The sequence below is a fragment of the Absicoccus intestinalis genome, assembly GCF_033971885.1.
In the GTDB taxonomy this organism is placed as follows: domain Bacteria; phylum Bacillota_I; class Bacilli_A; order Erysipelotrichales; family Erysipelotrichaceae; genus Absicoccus; species Absicoccus intestinalis.
This window is the reverse complement of sequence record NZ_JALBUS010000009.1, coordinates 1-16,185: the sequence shown is the minus strand read 5'-3', so window position 1 is coordinate 16,185 and position 16,185 is coordinate 1. Positions and strand designations below refer to the sequence as shown.

Genomic DNA, 16,185 nt, shown 5'->3' with positions numbered 1-16,185 from the left:
GTAATGTCTGCATTATCTGGTATATCGGGATCATTCATCACTTTATACATATACTGCATAGAATTGTCCCATGCTCGAAATTCATTTTTTGGTGTATGGCGTCCCATCTTTTTTAATATATTTTGTTCAATATCGATCGCAATGGTATCATTTCAACACTTTCAAGAAAATCCCGTCGCGAACCATCATAGATAATCATTTCTGATCTCCTTGGTAGGCCGTATATTTCAATGACTTCCCATAGGCTTGATCCACCGGATATTTTTTCTCATTCACTGCTAATTTATCTTGAATAATCTGCAACACGTCTAAATCAAGATCATGTGCCATCATCAGTGAATAAATCAATACATCTGCTAACTCTTCTTTGATCTTATCCATTTTCTCTTTTGTATCGGCTTGCGTATCTGCACCGGTCCATTGAAATACTTCCAATAGTTCGGCTGCTTCCAAAGAAATGGAAATGGCCAGATCTTTGGGATTATGAAATTGTTGCCAATTGCGTTGATCACGAAACGCAATGATTTTTTGTGTTATGGTTTGGATGGTATCTTCCATATAAATCACCTCTGTTACCTATTATACAAAAAAAGTGCAACTCGAATCGAGTTACACTTTTTCATGGGCAGCATAAATACCTATACAATGGGGATCTTCACTCAATTGCTTGACCCAACGAAAGGTTTTTTTCATGGATTGTATATCATATATTGGTCCAGGCAATTTTTGTTCTTCCCACGAATGATGATTATAGGAATCATCGCCAATAAAGGCGGCATATTGCTTGTGTTCGTATACCAAGATTGCCATTGATCCTTCACTATGTCCCGGTGTTAAAATCAAAATAAAACTACCATCGCCAAATAAATCACAACTCTAGCCAAATGGGGACGATGTATCCTTTTTCATAGATACTGTTTCTATGTGAACACCTTCCCAAAAAGCTTTGCGATAGCGTACATCTCTGGTTTGGGCATGTTGCCATTCTTCTTTGGAACAATAGATGTGTTTGGCTTCTTTTAAAGGTCGTAAACCCGACACATGATCACAATCTAGATGCGTCAATACAATCGCATCGATGTCTGATGGTTTCAGTGACAATTTCTGTAGTTGATACGGTATTGCTTCTTCTCTTTTCAAAACCGGTTCACTCGCAAACCATAAACCAAATCTAAGATGAGAAAGGGGATGATCGACACATGCTTCCGACCAACCTGTATCAATCAATACCCGATGGCCTTGGTTTTCCACCAAAAAGGCTTTAACAGGTACACAAATTCGCTTCTTTCTTCATTGAAACAAGCCCGTATAGGCATAGGTCCAACGATGCGAGCTTCGATCCGGAACCGCACACCGGTTTGTAAGATATAAATTTTCATTCATCCCCACTCCGATTGGGTAATTCTTTGGTGATTTCTATGGCTAAATGCAACACATCAATCAACGCATTCATGGATTTCATATCGGGATCAAAATAATAGAAGATCTTGGTCCCTTCTTTTCGTGTCTTTAATAATCCCGCATCTTTCATGATTTGGAAATGATGCGATACAGCTGGACGGGAAAGATTGGTATGGGCTGCTACATCAATGGCACGTACACCGGAACAATCACCCATCTGCATCATCGTTAAGATGATGTGCTGGCGACTTTCATCACCCAACGCAATCAACAATTTTTGACTCGCACCAAATGCACGGGCAAGTTTTTCAATCTTCTTATTCATCGAAAGTATGCCCACTTGCCAATTCAAAATCGCACTTCACAATGCCTAGATCCACTTTGGAAAAAAAAACTCGACCATTCACTTTAGCACTCAGTTTCTTTCCATCATAAGAGATCAAAAACTTTTGTTGGTTAACAGCGGTTGGCGAAAGCATGGCTGCTTCCATGCCCGTATGAAACCAAGTGGGTACATCTCCGGTAACAGAACATAGTTTATCCATGGGTTTACTTTTATGGGCAACGCCTTGGTTTTCTCCATATCCCAGGGATACAACGATGACTTGTTTCTCGTCTTTGTTTACGATCGCATCACTTTTACCATGGGTCATGCCGACCCAACAACTGTTGATACCTAAACTTTGCGCCAACAACACCACTTTTTCACCATAGTATCCGGCTTTTTCATCTAGTTTTGGTTCTTTCTTACCGACAATGGAAAGATAATTTTTCACATTGGTAAATTTTCCATAATGTGCCATGCGAGAATCAAAACAATCGGGTTCATCAAAGAATAGTTGCATATGGAGGTTGCTTTCGGTATTTAAGCGTTCCACTTCTGCTTTCAATTTTTCTTGTATTTCCATGGGAATCTTTTGATCCGTATATTGACGGACACTATGTCGTTGTCTCATGACTTCGATCCATTCCATATTTGTTTCCTCCGTTCATTTGCTTGAACATTATACCAAATCAAAATAGAAATAGATCATCTGTAAAGAAAATCGAGATGGATCATTCTTTTTGATCATTTGGATCTAATATCTTGATTACTTTAGCAGGTACACCGGCAACCACGGCATAGTCAGGGACATCTTTTGTGACCACAGCGCCTGCTCCAACGACGGCATATTTACCAATGGTCACACCAGGACAAATGGTTACATTCATGCCAATCCAAGCATTTTGTTTCACCGTGACTTTGCCATAGGTGTAAATCGTATGTCTTTCATTCATATCATGGTTGATCGTGGCAATGCGTAAACCGGGAGCTGCCATACAACCATCTTCAAATTCGATACCACCCGAAGCTGATAGAATCGCGGAATGATTGATAAATACATCTTTTCCAAATGTAACCCGATTGCCAAAATCACAAATAAAGGGAGTTAAGATTCGTACATCATCCAATTTACGACCAAATAATTCTTCCAAATACTGCATATACGATGGATCATCGGGTAAAGTCGCATTGGCTTTTTGACAAAGGGTACGAGCTCGCATCATTTCTTCCACGGCTTCTTTAAAATACGATTCGCGCACATCAGTAGGACCTCCTCGGTCCATCAATTCATAAACATATCCTTTTTTGTATTCCATAATCTTTTCCCCCTATAAACTTTTTGCCCATGTTTTTACTTGATTGGCACTCTTTGGGGCATCGGCACCATGAATAGCTAAGCCAGGACCAAACGTGGCACCTTTCAATCCTTTTTTCAAATCGCGTTCACAATTTCCCATGCCACTGCCTTCATGCGTTACGACAACATATACATTTTTATTCGTAAAATCCAATCGTTCCAATTGAGAATAGATTGGCATGGGGAACAACCCCCACCAGCAGGGTCCACAAATAAAGATGTTGTCGTAATCGGAAATATCATCGATATAGTGAACCAAAGCAGGTCGTGCATGGGCATTCATTTCTTTTTTCGCTTGATCAATGCAGGCCATATAATCATTTGGATACGCATCAACCGTTTCAATGGGAAACAAATCCCCACCAATTGCTTCTTGAATATATGTAGCCACATAGGCTGTGTTGCCTTTGGAAAGTTTTTGAATACTTCCATTGACATAATTTTCACCTGTTCGTGAGTAATATAGAATTAATTTTTTTGACATCTGTATACCTCGTTTCTGTATTCATCTTAAAATCGATATATTAATTTTTCAAATTGAAATAATCGATATATAATAGAATTATTAAATTATGAGGAGATAAAATGAACACCAAACAAATTGACTATATATTAGAACTCGCACAAACCTTAAACTTCAATCGTGCCGCTGAAAATCTTTATATTTCCCAACCAACCTTGACCTATCAGATTCATGCAGCCGAAGAAGAAATTGGCTTTATTATTTTTGATCGGAGTGGCAAAGGAACGAATATCACTCCGGCCGGCCAACAATTTGTGGCGAGTCTTCGTAGTATTCGGGCTGAATTAAGAAAAGCCATTGAACAAGGGCAAAACTTTTCAACCAAGTATCGTGAAAATATTCAAATTGCCTTACCCGTTCGTTCAGCACTCTATTTCTTGCCCCAAGTGATCCAAGAAATTTCAAAGGGAGATTCGGGTATTTTGGTTACGCCTTCTTTTGATCCAAATCATATATTGGATTCTTTTTTACAAGGCGAACAAGATGTACTCTTTGCGATCCATGATGAAATTCGTCATATTCCTAATATTCAAGTTCATCCACTGTATGACTCTAAAATCTATTTAGTGGCTCGTCATGATGATCCGTTAGCGCAAAAATCACGTATTGAACCCGAAAATCTAGCAGGTCGAACCTTGATGGTAGGCGGTCCTTCCCCTATTCCTTTGCGTCAAGTCCAACAACGCATGATCGAAACCCAACCGATTGATTATTTCAATAGTGATGATCATGATACTTCTTTGACCAATGTCGCAGCCAATCGAGCCCTTGTGCTTTCTCCTGGTTTTTTAAATGATCATACCAATGAATTTGCGTGGATTCCCTTTGATTGTGAAGAAACCATACCTTGTGTATTATGTACCCATGCTTCAGATCATCGAGCCATTATTCATAATTTTGTCCAAATGATCCAGAAAATGTATGAAGATCATCCGGATTTTGCGGTATAAAAAAAACAGAAGAACTAGTCTTCTGTTGCACCATATTCTTGATAGTATGCATCAATGCGTGCTTTTAGATCATCATCCAAACGATCCCCTAAATATTCAATAACTTCTGGCATCGAGACAATGGCTGCTGTTGGGAAACCATACAACTCACTAATTTCTTTTAATGCGGTCTTGTTGCCTTTTCCCTTCTCATTTCGATTCAAAGAAACCATCAAACCAACAATATCGACATTAGCAGCCCCTCTTACTTTTGGCACCGTTTCTTCCATCGATTTACCCGAAGTTGTGACATCTTCGATCATTACGACACGATCGCCATCTTTCAATTTTGTACCCAAGAATTTGCCTTTATCCGCACCATGATCTTTTGCTTCTTTACGATCCGAACAATAGCGAACTTCTTTGCCATATAAGGTATGTAACGCAATCGCTGTCACAACGGCTAATGGAATCCCTTTGTATGCAGGTCCAAATAATACATCAAAATCGAGACCATATGTATCCACGATAGCTTTGGCATAAAATTCGCCTAATTTCTTTAATTGTTCTCCTGTGACATAAGCCCCTGCATTCATAAAGAAAGGACTTTTTCGACCGGATTTTAAGGTGAAATCTCCAAATTTTAAGACATCGGATGCCAACATAAATTCAATAAATTCTTGTTTATATTCGTTCATATTTGTACTCCTTTTTCGCTATTATATCATGCATCCGAACGACTGAATGCATTCTTCATTTGATTACTTAGGATATAAAGGACTTGATTCAATACTTCGGTTGTTTGATCTTGTAGCCATTGTGCCATTTCTTCATTGGCTTGATGACGCAATTGTAACTTTTTGCCCTCATCGGTTTCATGTTCCAATAGACCATTATAGGTATGAATCATTTGATGCGCTTTAGCAGCGACTTTGTTTTGATAGCGTTCAATTTCAAAAATTGATTGGCGATAGGAAGCATCGGCCATAGCGGCTAATAAACGACTGGACCAGTAAAAATTATCACTCGAAACATCTTTTGTGGTATTGGCCATGTATTCTGGTGTCGTTTCAATATTCGCATAGAATGGCACCAATGCATTGAAGACATTGGAAGCAAAAGCAACCCATTCAATCGTTTCACAGTTTGGTTTCATCTGGGTAATCGTTAAAAAATCATTGCGATTAATACCAATCGAACGATACTTACCTGCTTGGGCTTCTTTTCCATACGGATCATATGGTGTACCTTGATAATGCAAACTTAAAACATATTTGACATCCTCTACCGTTATTTTCTTTTCTGGAACCATACACCATGGTAGATCATCCGCTTCGGGTTCAAACTTTGTATGCGGATTCAAGGTTCGTAAAATATCCCAAGCTCTTGGCGTATTGTAAATATGATCACTATCCTCATGGGAACCAAACGCCGCCCGAGGATCAAAGGCACCATACGAAGATAGATTCAAATGATTCGTTTGTACAAATTTCTTTAGATCGGATGAACATATATAATTTTCTTCATCTTCAAAATCAAAACGATCAATGCCTAATTGATTGGGCATGACCACATAGACATCATCGGGTACTTTTCGTGCCATCCAATGATGACCCCCAATGGTTTCTAACCACCAGATCTCATTGACATCACAAAAGGCAATCCCATTCATTTCGTAAGTTCCATACGTTTCCAATAAGGAACCCAAACGTAGTACTCCTTCTTTGGCCGAATGAATATATGGCAAGACCAATGTCACCATATCCTCTTCACCAATACCATTTTCAACCAATGGATCTGCTCCTAATACACGAGGATTGGACGTAATCGTTTCCGTTGCCGTCATGGCTACATTGGCTTCATTGACACCACTGGCTGCCCATACGCCTTCACTTTCAATCGCATTGGGCATCGATGTATAACGCATTGGCTCATCCGGCAATTCAATTTCGACATGCGATAAAACCGAACAATATTGTTTCGGTTGTTCTTCGGGATGAACAACCACAAATTTCTTTGGGGTAAATTGTCCCGATGGTGAATCATCATTTCGTGCAATCATACAAGATCCATCATAGGAAGCTTTCTTACCCACTAATACGGTTGTACAAGGCATAGTATTCCTCCTTCATCATTCTTCCATTATCCATGGATTGATCAAAAAATTCCAGTTTCTTTTCGAACGATTCAAACCCAACGTTTCCATCACAAACGCCAATAATGATACCCAAGCGAACGAATTTTATCTCGATCAAAAATACTTTTGACATCAATCAACACTTTTTTATCATTGCTTAATTCTTTTTTATAAAGCCGATCAATTCCTTTAATGCCCATATCCATAAATTGCGAATGCGCTACCGCAATAATGATGACATCTGCATCATGGATCTGATCCATATCTGTAAGCTGTATATGATATTCTCTTTCTGCCTCTTTGGATGATGCCCATGGATCCACTACCCGTGGATGCACACCATATGCATTCAATTCACAAATAATATCATAGACCTTACTATTCCGAATATCTGGACAATTTTCTTTAAATGTCATCCCAAGAATCACAAAACGGGAAGATATGACTGCCTTTTTCGCCAAAATCGTTTGTTTAATGGTCGAATCCGCAATAAATTTTCCCATATCATCATTGACTTTTCGACCCGAAAGAATGATCTGACTGTGATACCCTAGCCTTTCTGCTTCATAAATAAAATAATACGGATCGACACCAATACAATGTCCCCCAACTAAACCCGGTTTAAAACCAAGCGCATTCCATTTTGTGTTCATACCATCTATGACTTCTTGGGTATCAATATCCATTCGATCAAAGACCATGGCCAATTCATTCATAAACGCAATATTGATATCTCGTTGACTGTTTTCAACAACCTTGATGGCCTCAGCCGTTTTCAGATTCGATACCGGATACGTACCCGCTTGAATGACTAAATCATACACATTCTGGATGATTTCTAAAGCCTCTTTATCGATGGCAGAAACGATTTTTTGAATATTCTCCAACCGATGGATCGAATCTCCTGGATTGATCCGTTCCGGCGAATACCCCACTTTAAAATCTATTCCACATGTTAAGCCAGACGCCTTTTCCAATGCCGGAATACACACATCTTCGGTAACACCTGGATATACCGTGGATTCAAACACAACGATACTGCCCTTCGTTAAATTTCGGCCCACCATTTCACTCGCACGGATCACCGGACTCAAATCGGGGGTATGATCCAAATTGACGGGGGTTGGCACCGCAACAATCAGAAACTTGGCTTCTTGAAGACAATGTTCATTGGCACTAAACGATATCGTTGTATGAGAAATGACATCATCCCCAATTTCTTTGGTTGGATCGATTCCTTTTTGATACATTTTTATTTTTTCTTCATTCAAATCAAAGCCAATGACTTGGATTCCTTTTTGGGCAAACGCCACTGCCATGGGCATACCCACATAGCCCAAGCCCACAAGAGCTAATTTTTCTTGACCCGAAAGTAATTGATCATATACATTCATCTTCATTCCTTCTTCATTCATTACGAAACAATCTCCACAAACTGATATCAACCGTCCTACCGGCTGCTGTATCCAATGTTTTTGCCCAGAAAGCCATCGTTTTTTCATCCGCAAACCAAACCGTATGAGAACCATAAGTGAAAGACAACGCTTGACTGGAAGGATCTCTTTTTGGTTTGGCCTTTTTTTCGATGATCAATGCCTGGATCTGAGACGATGTCATGGCCTCGGCTTTTTTCGAGCCATCAAAATCATAACCACCATTCGCCAGGGCATACGACACATGATCAAGCGAATCAAATTTCATGACCATATCTTTTAGAAAATCTGCATCCGCTTTCGGACCTGGCTTGGTCCCCATGCCATAGAGGTTATAACACATCACGACATATTCAGGTCCAGAAGGCAGATCCATCTGATCCACAGGCGTGGAAGATTCCAATACAATGCGCAAGGCCAAATGATTTTTTGAACATAGAGCCATCAAATCCTTTTCAAAGTTGATAAACTGATTCCATAGATCGATATCATTGCGAATTTTTTCAAAATCAATTTCAATACCCATACATTGATTTTGTATCGCCATATCCACGATTGCCTGCGCATTCTTTTCGGGCTCATTCATGATTTTCTTCAAAAGATCCACACTTTTATTTTCACTATCGGTATCATTCACCACACAAAGATACCTTGGAATGGTTGGTGCATCCTCAATCGAAGCCAAATGCTGGATCAGATCATTTGATTTTTCCGGCAAAGACAATGTCTTGCCATCAGGATAATAGGCACTGAATACACCAATACCATTGATTTTTTTTCGATTTCGATGGATGGTTCGTACATCCCCAGTACAATCCCAATAAACCGACCATACATACAGGTTTCGATTGGATTTTTTTAAGACTTGGATTTGTTTGGATACATCCAGATCATAGTGATGTGTTTGGGTTGTACCTTGTCCACGGCTACATCCACTAAGAAATAGACATACGATGATCAAAAGCTTCAGGATCCCTTTTCTATTCATTCTTTTCATAGATTCCCCATCAAAAATGATCAATAAACCAATTCACGACCTGATCCCACACCACACGGATCGTATGCGCAACGAAAGAGAATCCATGATAGGTATAGTCATAAATCAACATATGATCCGGTGTCTGAATGGAAAGATCCTGAAAAGCCGCATCATACACATCATCCGCAATATTTCTTTGACTTTTCATAAAGCCACCAAAAGCACTTTCTAACGCAATACCACCCGATCCTTTAACCGCCACCTTACGATCATGGGCTAAGACGATCCCATCGGCTTTCAATGTCAATCGATTGCCTTGTAGCGTCATTTCAATTTTCACATCCCCTGGATCACTGATCTGAATTTCCGGAATGTATTCATCGGCACCATCCGCAACACTTTCCACTTTTTTTCGGGAAGCCCGGAATGCCTTCAAATCATATAAACCGGCAATCGTATTATTTTTCGAAAACTTACCACGCACTTTCAATTCAGCCACATAGGCATCTTGATCATCTTCCGGAATCGAAATGGGATTCTTATCATGCAGTTTGTACATATCTTGTCTAAGCAATACATCTTGCCCATCGGCATTTTTTTGACGAACATAAAGAATATTATTTTCTAAGGAAACAGAAATATACTGATCCAGATTTCCCGCAGTCCGCAAATAAATGGTTTGACGACCAATCTTATTTCCCAATAATCGACAAGATACTTTCACATCCTTGGCTTTGGTGTTCTTCAATGTCATACGTCCAGTGGATTCGGATTCCGAAGTAAGGGCAATGAGATTGCCTTTAAACTCGGCAGCCCCCTTTTTGATACTCCATTTGGAATAGCCTTTTTTATCACCATGCACAAACTGAATATTTTTCTTATCTGCTTTTGGCAAATCATCTTTGATCCGCATCAACAAATGATTGGTGTACCACCAAGGTTGCGGTTCCAAACGCGTCAGATCATAAATCGAAGATTTTTTATTATTTAAGGAATAGCCTTCCCGATTCACATTCATCGTAAATAAACCTTCCAAATTTTCACTGTTCACTTCGGAAACACTCTCATTATTTCCATAACGTCCTGTATTCGAATGCATCAAACAATAGAGCTTCGGCACATAGCCAATCTTCTTTGTGTAAATGCTTTCCATCAAATCATAATCTTTGGTGATCCTTTTGGCCATCTCTTGGGTACTTTCTGTCGGCATAAAATCTTTATCCCGAATATAATCCATCAAATAATGATTGTAGTCGCGATCAATATATTGATTGATTTCCACAAATTCGCGTGATTCCAATTCACCAAGGAAACGATGATAACGATCATAGGTATTGATATACGATAAACGATAGCCATTGGTTCCCAATTCCCAATACCCTTGTCGTTCCAGTTCTTTCAGCTGTTCGGGTGAAACAAATTTGCCATCATCGTTTCCAAACTTTTCGGCATACGTAAGGATCGAAGCCTTATAGTTTAACTTTTCCAATAGTTTTTCGGTAAACAACATCGTATCGGAACGACCGTCTTCAAAGAAAAGGAACAAAGCCTTATCTGGCAATGGTTTTCCCTGCCTGTAGTACGCTTCAATATCTTCTTGCGTAACAGTGACATAGCCCAGCTTTTTTAGGGTTGTCAATTCTTCTTCCAGTCGGGAAAGCGCAATCAATGAATCGGTTCCACTTCTGGCCACACCAAAATAAGAAAGCGCAATAAAACCATGATCTTTTCCCGAAACGATCTGGGGATCCGATCGATCATACGGTTCATAGGTTTGATATACGATCAAGCTTCTACAAACCATACATACAGTGAAAATGATCACCAGAAATTCCAAGCACGTTCGTATAACTTTTACTTTATCTTTATGGGTCTTCACAGGATAAAACAGAAACTTCCTTGTCTTATCCTTGGTTTTCCGATTACGTTTCATTTTCTGCCTTCTTCCGCTTCATTTCTTTTTTCGCTCGTTTCTTTTCTTCGGCTTGGACATCACTCGGCGTCATCCTTGTACCCCAAGTGGATTTCCAGAACGTGAACCAAGCAATAGGCATTTGCCACAATAATACAAGTTCGTAATAGAGACAGAACCAAAAGCCAAACAACCATGTGGTGCTCTTGCGTAAAAGCAATTGCGAAAAGGACATCATCATGGCCATCAACAATAAACCAATAAGGAAGGTTGTTGGAAATACATGTTGTGTAAGCGGCACATAAAAGAAATTATAAACAACCACGATTGGTGCCAACATAGGTACGATCAAGCCAATATAAAAATTGATCATCGCAAAAGGTTCTTTCCGCCACATAAACTTACCCGCCATTAAAGATTCTCGAAGCCAAGAGCGTTTCCATCGCATTTGTTGCTTCAAAAAGACTTTATGTTCTTTCGGAACGATCGTGGAACAAACCGCAGTATCTTGATAGGAACATTGATGATGACTCAATACAAAATTGGTCATAGATCGATCATCACCAAACGTGGCTTTATGACCAAGAAAAGTTTGATTGACCCAATTGTCTTTGTATTCCATCACAATGTCACGACGGTAACACGATAAAGGACCACTCAAACATGTAACGGTATCAAAAAGCGCTTCGGCTGCTTTCATGATACGAAAGGCCGTATAATACCGAACGGACTGCATTTTGGTCAATGAATTTGTATACGTATTGGCCACATCACATCTTCCGGCACAACCACCCATCTTCGGTTCACGAAAGGGTTGCACGATATTTCGAACCGCATAGGGATCTAAAAAAGAATCACTATCCACAAACATCACCAAATCCGTATCGGTATTCTCCACTCCACGACTTAGAGCCGCTCGTTTTCCAGCATTTTGTGGTTGAACAAAATAAGATAAACGATCTTCCAATTGATATCGTTTTCCTTCTTTTTCCTTAAGTTTATCAATGATTTCTTTGATTTTTTCAACCGATCGATCCGTTGAACAATCATCCACAACGATTACTTTCAGTTTATCGACAGGATAATTTTGATCAATACAAGATAGAATGGTTGTCTGGATCCATTCTTCTTCATTGAAACAAGGAATAACGATCGTAACCGATGGCGTATACGTGGGATCAATGGGAACGGGCTTGTAAAACATCCCAAATAAATAACGCGTCAACAAAAAGGTCGCAGCAATGATGGAATAGGCATAAAGTAGGGTATGATAGCGAAAATAAATAAAAGATTCCATGCGCATCAAGACCACGCAAAAACTCACAAAAGCCAGACTCAAAGCGGCTCCAAACATCAGATACCGATCTTTTCGTCGTCTGTCATAGGTACCCAGATCTTCCAAAAATTGAAGGCCAATTTGTCGCGTTTCATCCACAGATCGTACAACCGAAGCTGATAACTTATATCTGGATTCGCGTCCTTCCGGCATGACACCGGGCGGAATCTGAAATTTTAATTTGACATGTGATTGTCCTTTGATTGCTTCATACTCTTTTTCATCCTCCAATTGCAGAAGAAGCCCCGTATCAGAGATGTCCATACATAAAGCTTTCAAAACGGTTTTTTCCTGTATGATCGAAACCGAAAAGTTTGTGATATAGCGAATGCCTTTCTTATGTTGACGAATGATCGCATCTAGATCCTTGTTTCCCTGTTCATCCTGTCCACGCCGATCGGATACCTGCCTCTGACCTGTCGGATCGGGTACATGAGATAATAATCTTCGATCTTTTTTGATTTTTAAAAGGACATCCTTTTGGCTCGTTTCTTTCAAACTCATTCCCCCTTATGGCTGATATTGACGCGTGTACGCATCCACTCGCGCAAAACGATATCCCTGGGCTTGCCAACGAGGAATCATCACATCTAACATCTGTGCCGTATATTTCGCATCTTCCGTCATATGCATGACAATGACACTACCATTTCCCAATTGATAATCCTCTTTTGAAGAAGGTGAGCCATTCGTCATATCATGAATATATTTATTTAAATCGGTAATTTCATAATCATTGGTCGTCACATCACCGGAAATCGAATATTGGAAGCCAACATCAAACACCTGATAGAGTCCTTCCTTACTAATTTCCAGTGTCGGTGGACGGAAGTCCAAAGAAAGGGCTTTTTTCCCATCCACACGAACATCGCCTACATATTGATTTAACTTGTTGTAGGAAGTCACTAGATCCTTACGCATCGCTTTTTGTTCTTTTTTGGTGAGTGAAGCATATTGAGAATGATCTTCATTGGCATTCGCAAGCGCTATATGCGAATTCGAATGACAACCAATTTCATGACCATCTTCGGCAATTGCCCGTAAAAGATTTGGGTTTTCATCAACATGCTCCGTCAATACAAAGAAAGTTGCTTTGACATGATATTTCTTTAATACATATAAGATCTTATTGACCGATTCATCGGATCCCCAATCGTCAAAAGTCAAAAATATTACTTTTTCATGGGTTAGCTTTCCGGTTTTATTCATTTGTTGGATTTCTTCATCGGTAAATCCCGGCATCTTTTTTTGATTGATGATGAAATTACTACCCAGATAATGATCCTTCATATACGCAAATTGTTTTTCTGAACTGTCCATTGAAGTCAGCACATTTTTCTTCAAAGTCACAGCCTTTTGTTTCTTCTTGGATACGGTATACACTTGATCCGAATCCAACAAGGCACTCACCGTTTTCAAACGATATCGACTTTCCTCTTCGATTTGATTGGTTTGGGCATTTTCAAACGCAATAGAATCCACAAACTGCCCAATCACGTCCGAAACCACTTCTCCCATCAAGGTTTTCTCACCCACTTTTTTCATGGCATCCGCTTCATAATAACCAAGATTAAAATATTCTAAGCCACCACGTGTAAAACGAACATTCGATAATTGAGCCAACACTTCAGGAATTTGATCCTCTGTGGTCTGTTGGGTATTGTTTTGGATCAAACTTTTTGAGGCACCCACAGCACGCAATCCGGCTGCATGAACAGCTTCCAGCATTTCTTTATTTGTCGGTTCTTTTGAAAGCATCACCAACCTAGGTTGGTAGTTATACCGCCATTCCATGTATGCCAGACAATCATGGATATACGTAGCCATGCCATCGTAAGTATTCGCATACGAGCCATCACTTGGCCACGAAATGCCAATTTCTTGACCTTGATCGATCAAGGTTTCAATCGTATCGGTGTACTCTCGCATTTCATTGAAATTCACAAAGAAGGTACCTACCGCTCCTTTGTGCTTTAAAACATTCGCAACATCTAGATCCACAGCTTCATTGCCAATATTGCCAAACGTCAAAGCCAAGGCTGGCTCGGTCGTGGATACATTCTGCATATAAGTGGCTTTTATGCCCTTATTTTCCTTTTTTTGTTTTTGGATTTGGGTGTTTGTGAATGCAGGAATCGTTCCATTTTGATCAAGAAGTGTTGGTATATCGGAGATCTTATATTCTTTCTGTTGTGCTTTTTCAAGAAGTTGCTCGATCGATTTCAAATCCGATGCATCATATCCATAGAAAGAACCTTTTGAAAGTTTCTTTGGATCTTGCGGAAGAATCGGAATCTGTCCATCCACAAAACAAACTCTACGGATGGCATCGATCGAAGCTTCATCCGAAACCAGATAGGCAAGACTATCGGTATCCAAATCTTGTAGATGTCTCCGTACCTTTTCCATTTCTTGATAGGTCTTGGTTGCATCGGCATAAGCTTTTCCCGCATTTTCTAATGTATATCCATCTTTAAGGATCCGTTTGGCTAATTTTTTATCCACATCATCGCTCACAAAAAAGGAAGCCGACGCATCATATTGTTTTAATACCGATCTTACTTTTTCATATTGCGCTTCATTTTTGAGATGGCGAATACATAATCCAACATCTTTCTTGTTGGTCAAAACACTACGATACACTTGCGCCTTTTTTGAACGATCGTCTAAATTTTTTTCAATATAGGTAGAAGCCGGTTGTTTTTGGCAGTCCGATAAAGCAATCGACTGGATATTCTTTTGATGGACCGTTTCCAGCAACCACTTCGTGATATCCGCAATACTTGGTTTTTCTTCTTTGGTTTGCGCATTGTCATCTAGATCGGGTTGTTTATCCAATTCTGGTTTGGCGGAAACAATGGTCGGTTCTTGATGGACCGGATCCTTATTTCCATCTAAATAGATCACCAGAATATGTTTGCCTTGTAGTCCATCCACATATTGATCCACATCGGTTACAGACAAAAAGGTGTCCGCATCAATTAAATCGTTATCATCCGCAAACATCATCTGATCATAGCCCGCTTGTTTCGAAGCTTTCAAATGCATCAAAGAAGCATCCAATCCCGGACTATACAATATGGAATGGGACCCTTTTGTTTCTTCATCAAAAATTTTTTTCGACTTCGAAAGATCATCACATAAGGCCGTGATATCTTTGGCTTCCTTTTCTTTTCCATTCAAGCCACCACTAATGATTCGATTTCCACTTTGAAGGATTTTCTTGATCATGCCTTGATTTTCACGAACATTGACTGCCGGAATCGCAAAAGTAGCTTGCATGCCATTTTCTTGCAGCAAACGAAGCACTTCTTCGTTAATACTCACATCTTCATTCAATCCAGAAAAAACGATGGAAACATTTGTATCTTGTGCCGTATCGTCACTCGAAATCACACTGGCTGGACTGGCTTTTTGATACGCATCCAAAATTTTTTGTGAATCATCTTTCACATGCACAGAAACCGTTCCATCGACATTGACATCGGTATACTGGCTCATACGATTCAGTTGAATAAAATGATAAATTTGAAAAGAAACAACCGAAACAGCGAGAATGATCACAATGATCAGTACCGTTATGCCTGCCCCTTTCCACTTGTTTGATTTAAATCTCCCTCTCATTTGTTCAATCCTTCCTAAAAAAGATTTTTACTTAAGTCTCCTTTATTATACCTTTTAACTGTTTAAAAAACTATTGCTTTCCCCCTAATCGATGAAAGCCCATATAAAAACCACTAATAAAAATTAGTGGTATTGAATGCCCTATAAGGGCCTGTTGTTGCGCAGGTCCTTCGACCATTGAAACCTCGCCAGTCGCAACCCCGTTACATGCTGCCTCTAAAAGAGGCGT

General features: G+C 39.7%; 16 protein-coding genes. 1 reads left to right on the top strand and 15 read right to left on the bottom strand.

Features of this window, described 5'->3' with window-relative positions; all coding sequences use genetic code 11:
- Positions 1-195 precede the first annotated feature (195 nt).
- The 8 genes from MOZ64_RS06830 to MOZ64_RS06795 all read right to left on the bottom strand — a co-directional run bounded on the left by MOZ64_RS06830 (position 196) and on the right by MOZ64_RS06795 (position 3,567).
- On the bottom strand, positions 196-558 hold the full coding sequence (locus MOZ64_RS06830; protein ID WP_320325839.1) for a nucleotide pyrophosphohydrolase: 363 nt from the start codon (positions 556-558) through the stop codon (positions 196-198).
- Positions 559-609: 51 nt separating this feature from the next.
- Positions 610-810 carry a hypothetical protein gene (locus MOZ64_RS06825; protein WP_320325838.1) on the bottom strand — a complete coding sequence of 67 codons (201 nt, stop codon included), beginning with the start codon at positions 808-810 and terminating at the stop codon, positions 610-612.
- A gap of 66 nt (positions 811-876) precedes the next feature.
- Complete coding sequence (locus MOZ64_RS06820) at positions 877-1,251, bottom strand: MBL fold metallo-hydrolase (protein ID WP_320325837.1); 375 nt, start codon at positions 1,249-1,251, stop codon at positions 877-879.
- Positions 1,224-1,379 carry a hypothetical protein gene (locus tag MOZ64_RS06815; protein WP_320325836.1) on the bottom strand — a complete coding sequence of 52 codons (156 nt, stop codon included), beginning with the start codon at positions 1,377-1,379 and terminating at the stop codon, positions 1,224-1,226. The genes MOZ64_RS06820 and MOZ64_RS06815 overlap by 28 nt, the downstream gene beginning before the upstream one ends.
- On the bottom strand, positions 1,376-1,726 hold the full coding sequence (locus MOZ64_RS06810) for an ArsR/SmtB family transcription factor (protein WP_320325835.1): 351 nt from the start codon (positions 1,724-1,726) through the stop codon (positions 1,376-1,378). The genes MOZ64_RS06815 and MOZ64_RS06810 overlap by 4 nt, the downstream gene beginning before the upstream one ends.
- A complete protein-coding gene (locus MOZ64_RS06805) occupies positions 1,719-2,375 on the bottom strand; it encodes a nitroreductase family protein (RefSeq protein ID WP_320325834.1) in 657 nt (218 codons plus the stop codon). The genes MOZ64_RS06810 and MOZ64_RS06805 overlap by 8 nt, the downstream gene beginning before the upstream one ends.
- Before the next feature lie 82 nt (positions 2,376-2,457).
- Positions 2,458-3,042: a sugar O-acetyltransferase gene (locus tag MOZ64_RS06800; RefSeq protein WP_320325833.1), complete on the bottom strand. Its 585-nt coding sequence runs from the start codon at positions 3,040-3,042 to the stop codon at positions 2,458-2,460.
- A gap of 12 nt (positions 3,043-3,054) precedes the next feature.
- Positions 3,055-3,567: a flavodoxin gene (locus MOZ64_RS06795; protein WP_320325832.1), complete on the bottom strand. Its 513-nt coding sequence runs from the start codon at positions 3,565-3,567 to the stop codon at positions 3,055-3,057.
- Positions 3,568-3,668: 101 nt separating this feature from the next.
- Here MOZ64_RS06795 and MOZ64_RS06790 point away from each other — a divergent pair, with 101 nt between their 5' ends.
- Positions 3,669-4,556 (top strand): LysR family transcriptional regulator, encoded by an 888-nt coding sequence (locus MOZ64_RS06790; protein ID WP_320325831.1) that lies wholly within the window; start codon positions 3,669-3,671, stop codon positions 4,554-4,556.
- 14 nt (positions 4,557-4,570) lie between these two features.
- On the opposite strand, the gene pyrE is transcribed toward MOZ64_RS06790, so the two are convergent.
- The 7 genes from pyrE to MOZ64_RS06755 form a co-directional block, all read right to left on the bottom strand.
- A complete protein-coding gene (gene pyrE, locus MOZ64_RS06785; RefSeq protein ID WP_277633677.1) occupies positions 4,571-5,233 on the bottom strand; it encodes an orotate phosphoribosyltransferase in 663 nt (220 codons plus the stop codon).
- A gap of 26 nt (positions 5,234-5,259) precedes the next feature.
- Positions 5,260-6,651 (bottom strand): C69 family dipeptidase, encoded by a 1,392-nt coding sequence (locus MOZ64_RS06780; RefSeq protein ID WP_320325830.1) that lies wholly within the window; start codon positions 6,649-6,651, stop codon positions 5,260-5,262.
- An 89-nt stretch (positions 6,652-6,740) separates the two neighbouring features.
- Positions 6,741-8,087 (bottom strand): nucleotide sugar dehydrogenase, encoded by a 1,347-nt coding sequence (locus tag MOZ64_RS06775; RefSeq protein ID WP_320325829.1) that lies wholly within the window; start codon positions 8,085-8,087, stop codon positions 6,741-6,743.
- Positions 8,080-9,102 carry a glycoside hydrolase family 18 protein gene (locus tag MOZ64_RS06770; RefSeq protein WP_320325828.1) on the bottom strand — a complete coding sequence of 341 codons (1,023 nt, stop codon included), beginning with the start codon at positions 9,100-9,102 and terminating at the stop codon, positions 8,080-8,082. Before MOZ64_RS06770 ends, MOZ64_RS06775 begins: the two co-directional genes overlap by 8 nt.
- Before the next feature lie 10 nt (positions 9,103-9,112).
- Positions 9,113-11,017, bottom strand: coding sequence for a polysaccharide deacetylase family protein (locus tag MOZ64_RS06765; RefSeq protein WP_320325827.1), 1,905 nt, complete (start codon positions 11,015-11,017; stop codon positions 9,113-9,115).
- Positions 11,007-12,836 (bottom strand): glycosyltransferase, encoded by a 1,830-nt coding sequence (locus MOZ64_RS06760; RefSeq protein WP_320325826.1) that lies wholly within the window; start codon positions 12,834-12,836, stop codon positions 11,007-11,009. The genes MOZ64_RS06765 and MOZ64_RS06760 overlap by 11 nt, the downstream gene beginning before the upstream one ends.
- Positions 12,837-12,842: 6 nt before the next feature.
- A complete protein-coding gene (locus MOZ64_RS06755; protein ID WP_320325825.1) occupies positions 12,843-15,956 on the bottom strand; it encodes a polysaccharide deacetylase family protein in 3,114 nt (1,037 codons plus the stop codon).
- Positions 15,957-16,185 lie beyond the last annotated feature (229 nt).